The sequence below is a fragment of the Kribbella sp. NPDC020701 genome (genome assembly GCF_055562215.1).
Genome location: NZ_JBVHFT010000053.1, coordinates 1 through 4,103, shown reverse-complemented (window position 1 = coordinate 4,103; position 4,103 = coordinate 1). Strand labels below are relative to the sequence as shown.

Below are 4,103 nucleotides of genomic sequence, written 5' to 3'. Positions count from 1 at the left end.
GACCGCTGCCAACCCTTCGTCTGGACCAAAACCGCCGACGATCTACTCGACCACTGCAAACCCGGTCAAAGAACATCGTTTACGCGACACTAGCCACTGCGGGTTTGCGACCGTTCGACGAGCAGAAGAGGTTGATGTCGATTGAGCTGCGTGACCATCCTCAGCCGGCGACCGAGTACGAACTCGAGATCAGCGCCGAGGGACCGTTGGAGTACGTGCGTCTGCATGCCACGGACGGCACGGTGGCGGCTCGCGGCATGGTGGCGATCGTCGGCGACGACGCGGTGATGCATGACATCGTCACCGATCCGGCGCATCGGCGACGTGGGCTTGGCAGCGTGGTGATGGGCGCTCTGAGTCAACGCGCGCTCGAGCGTGGCGCTCGTACGGGGTTGCTGATGGCTACCACCGATGGGTTCCACCTGTACCGCAGGCTCGGCTGGTTGCCTGAGGCAACCATGGTCACGGGCTCAGGAGACGCGCGCGCGGTGGGCGGCGACCTTGGTGCGGTTCTGGCAGGCCGTTGAGCAGAACCGCTGCGTGCGGCTCCGGGTCGAGTCGAGGAAGAGGTCATCACAGCGAGTCGCCTCGCACTGCCTGAGGCGTTCGACGTCATCACTCCCGAGCAGCATCGCCACGGCGGTCGCGAACTCGGCCAACCAGCCGGCACCGAAGTGCAGGTGCCACGGCGCGCCCTCGTGGCGCACGAGCTGCGGTGCTGCCTCGGTATCCCTGAGCAACTCGTTCACCAGGTCGACGGCCCCGTCGATATCCGGTAGCCGGCTCAGAGCGTCGTACAACGTCTTGCCGCCGGCGGCGTAGTCCGCGACGTCCACTGCTTCGACGCGGTTGGTCGTCAACCGCAAGATCGCTTGGATGGCATCGTCGTCGGGAGGAACCGCCGGTCGCCCTTGGCGCGAAACGGATCCGAAGGTGTTCGCCAGCGCGATCGCCGCGAGCAGCGACGCCTTCAGGTGATCCGTGGCCTCCACCCACCCATTATGACGAGCCCCCAGGTGGTCGCGGTCATTCATGCGGAGGAGGCGGGTCAGACCAGGGCATGCCGATGCGTGCTACCAGGGTCGTACGCCGGGGTGGAACAACATCCGTCCGCGATCCGATGAAGCCAATGGTTGCTGGAAACAACAATGACGGACATGAACCTGGTGCAGTCTCTCGATCGCCGGGCAGTCCGTGGGACGTTGTCCGAAGCTGTCGTCGATCTGTCTGCCATTCGTGACAATGTCCGGACCCTCCGGCGGCTGGTCCCGCAGGAGGTCTTGGCCGTGGTCAAGGCCGACGCCTTCGGGCACGGCGCCGTACCGGTGGCTCGTGCCGCCGTCGAGGCGGGCGCGACGTGGCTCGGTGTCGCCCGCGCCGACGAGGCGCTACAACTGCGCGCGGGCGGCCTGACTGTTCCGATCCTTACCTGGCTGTACGACGCGGCCGAACTGATGCTGCTCGGCGATCTCGACGTGGACGTGAGCGTCTCGACCGTCGCCGAGCTCCAGCGCGTCGTCTCCATCCCTTCGGTACACAACGTGCATCTCAAGCTGGACACCGGACTCCACCGGGCGGGCAGTGCACCTGACCAGTGGATCGAGCTCACCCGGGCGGCGGCGCACTACGAGGCGCTCGGCGCCGTCGCGGTCCGCGGGATCTGGTCTCACCTCTCGCACGGCGACTCCCCCGAGGCCGTCCAGAGCCGGAGACAACTACAGCTCCTGCGGACCGGGGTGAGTCTCGCTCGACGTGCCGGTCTGCGGCCGAGCGTGGTCCACCTGGCCAACTCGGCCGGCGCGATCACGCTGGACGCACCCGACTGCGACCTGGTCCGGATCGGCGCCGGCCTGTACGGGATCGACGAGACCGGCATCGGGCTGCGGCCGGCGATGCGGCTGATGAGCAAGCTGGCGCAGGTACGCCGGATCCGCGCCGGCGAAGGGGTTTCGTACGGGCACGACTACATCGCGGACCGGGACACCACGATCGCTCTCGTTCCGCTCGGGTACGCCGACGGGATCCCGCGTGTCGCCGTACGCGAAGCCAGCGTGCTGTGCCGGGGCGTCCGGATGCCGGTGATCGGGCGGATCGCGATGGACCAGTTCGTCGTAGACGCCGGTGACCTCGCGGTCGAACCCGGTGAGCCCGTGACCGTTTTCGGCGATGGGTCGGACGGCGCTCCGACAGCGCTCGACTGGGCCGAGTGGGCCGGCACCATCCCGCACGACATCTACTGCGGCATCGGATCCCGGGTGCCCCGACGCTACGAGGAAGGCAACCGATGAAGGTCGCGGTGGTGATGGGCGGCGCGAGCCCCGAACACAAGGTCTCGCTGGCCAGCGGCAAAGGCATCGCGAAGGCGGTCGAGATCCTCGGCCACACTGCGATCCCCCTGGTGATCGATGCCGAGGGCAACTGGTCGGACGGTCAGCACGAGGCGATCGAGATCCTGCAGGCGTGCGACGTCACCGTCCCCGCCCTGCATGGCGAGTACGGCGAGGACGGCGTACTGCAGGGCTTCTTCGAACAACTGAAGGTCCCGTACGTCGGCAGCGGCGTCGCGGCCAGCGCGGTCGGGCTCGACAAGCACCTGACCAAGGCGGTCCTCAAGGCTCATGGGATCGCGGTCACCCCTGGCGTGACGCTGCGCGGATCGGAGTTGACCGACACCGAGGCCCCGATGCAGAAGCTGAAGGAAGCCGGTCTGGACTTCCCCTTGTTCGTGAAGCCAGGCAACGGCGGTTCGAGCTTCGGCGTGGCCCGGGCGACGAATCTGCCGACCTTGCTGACCGCGATCGCGGATGCCGCCGTACTCGATCCGCAGGTGCTGGTCGAGCGGGAGATGGTCGGCCGGGAGATCGATCTGGCCGTGCTGGAGTTCCCGGACGGGCGGGTGGAGACCGCGCCGGCGCTGGAGATCCACAGCGATCCGGGCCAGCCGTTCTTCAACGCGACCGCCAAATACGACAGCAGTGCCACGCGATTCGTCGTACCCGCGCCGTTGGAACCGTCGCTGGCCGAACGGTTGCGTCGTACGGCTCTGGACGTCTTCGAGGTGCTCGGGTGCAAGGGGCTGGCCCGGGTGGACTTCTTCGTCCCGGCGGACTGGGAGCCGGTGGTCAACGAGATCAACACGTTCCCCGGGTTCACCCCGGCGTCGCAGTTCCCCCGGATGTGGGCGGCCGCCGGCATGTCGTACGCCGAGGTAGTCGACACCCTGCTCCGCACGGCGGTGACGCAGCAGTGACCGTTCTGTTGAGCGACGAGCGGATCGCGCGGATCCCGGCGAACGAGAGCGGCGAGCCGCTGGTCGACCTGTTCACGCGCGGCATCGCGACGACCGGCCGGCAGTTCGTGCGGGAGAGCGTCGCGGACCGGCTGGCGGTGGCGGACACGTTCCTGCCGGCCGGGATCCGGCTGCAGGTGGTGGAAGGGTTGCGTCCTCTCGAGACCCAGCAGGAGATCTACGACGGCTACCGCGCCGAGCTCGAGCGCCTCCACCCCGGCATCTCCGCGCACGACGTACACGTATTGGCGAGCCGCTTCGTTTCCCCCGTCGAGGTCGCGCCGCACGTCGCCGGCGCGGCGGTCGACCTCACGCTGGTCGGAGCTCACGGTCCCCTCGACCTGGGTACGCCGATCGACGCGACCCCCGAACAAAGCAACAGCGCCTGCTTCTTCGCAGCCACCAACATCACCCGCGAAGCCCGGACGAACCGCGCGCTATTGGCCGACGTACTAACCGCCGCCGGCCTGGTCAACTACCCCACCGAGTGGTGGCACTGGTCCTACGGCGACCGCTACTGGGCCTACCTCGAGCACCACCCAGCCGCCCTCTACGGCCCAACCTCAAACCTCTCACCCCTGGCCTGACAACCCCTCCCACCCCGTCCGCAACCGCCAACCCCAACTCCACAGAGCTCTCTCGACTGCGGATCCGCGAGAGATCACGAGCATCAGGTCGGGGGCTAGTACCCCGTCTGGGGACCTGAGACTGGGTTATTGCGGCTCTCCTGCTTGATGTGTGGGTGATCTGTCCGCGCCTGGCGCGGACTGGCCGCCGTCGGTCCGCGGGGACGCCACCAGCACAAGGGGTTGCC

General features: G+C 67.8%; 5 protein-coding genes. 4 read left to right on the top strand and 1 reads right to left on the bottom strand.

From position 1 onward, the window contains the following. Window positions 1-527: GNAT family N-acetyltransferase (locus tag ACZ3HV_RS44410; RefSeq protein WP_465693921.1), on the top strand; the 527-nt coding region annotated here is incomplete at its 5' end. On the opposite strand, the gene ACZ3HV_RS44405 is transcribed toward ACZ3HV_RS44410, so the two are convergent. Next, window positions 471-992: a CGNR zinc finger domain-containing protein gene (locus ACZ3HV_RS44405; RefSeq protein ID WP_465693920.1), complete on the bottom strand. Its 522-nt coding sequence runs from the start codon at window positions 990-992 to the stop codon at window positions 471-473. The two genes, ACZ3HV_RS44410 and ACZ3HV_RS44405, sit on opposite strands and share 57 nt — an antisense overlap. Window positions 993-1,157: 165 nt before the next feature. Between ACZ3HV_RS44405 and alr the strand changes: the two genes are divergently transcribed. From alr to ACZ3HV_RS44390, 3 genes are read left to right on the top strand one after another with little or no spacing between them, the layout of a single operon-like run. After that, window positions 1,158-2,288, top strand: coding sequence for an alanine racemase (alr, locus tag ACZ3HV_RS44400; RefSeq protein ID WP_465693918.1), 1,131 nt, complete (start codon window positions 1,158-1,160; stop codon window positions 2,286-2,288). Continuing rightward, on the top strand, window positions 2,285-3,250 hold the full coding sequence (locus ACZ3HV_RS44395; RefSeq protein WP_465693917.1) for a D-alanine--D-alanine ligase family protein: 966 nt from the start codon (window positions 2,285-2,287) through the stop codon (window positions 3,248-3,250). Before alr ends, ACZ3HV_RS44395 begins: the two co-directional genes overlap by 4 nt. Continuing rightward, the gene (locus ACZ3HV_RS44390) at window positions 3,247-3,876 is read left to right on the top strand and encodes a M15 family metallopeptidase (RefSeq protein WP_465693916.1); all 630 of its coding nucleotides are present in this window, start codon (window positions 3,247-3,249) and stop codon (window positions 3,874-3,876) included. Before ACZ3HV_RS44395 ends, ACZ3HV_RS44390 begins: the two co-directional genes overlap by 4 nt. The last annotated feature ends 227 nt before the right edge of the window (window positions 3,877-4,103 follow it).

Coding starts and splice junctions, on each gene's coding strand:
- alr (WP_465693918.1), top strand. CDS start 1,158: ATGAACCTGGTGCAGTCTCTCGATCGCCGGGCAGTCCGTGGGACGTTG.
- ACZ3HV_RS44395 (WP_465693917.1), top strand. CDS start 2,285: ATGAAGGTCGCGGTGGTGATGGGCGGCGCGAGCCCCGAACACAAGGTC.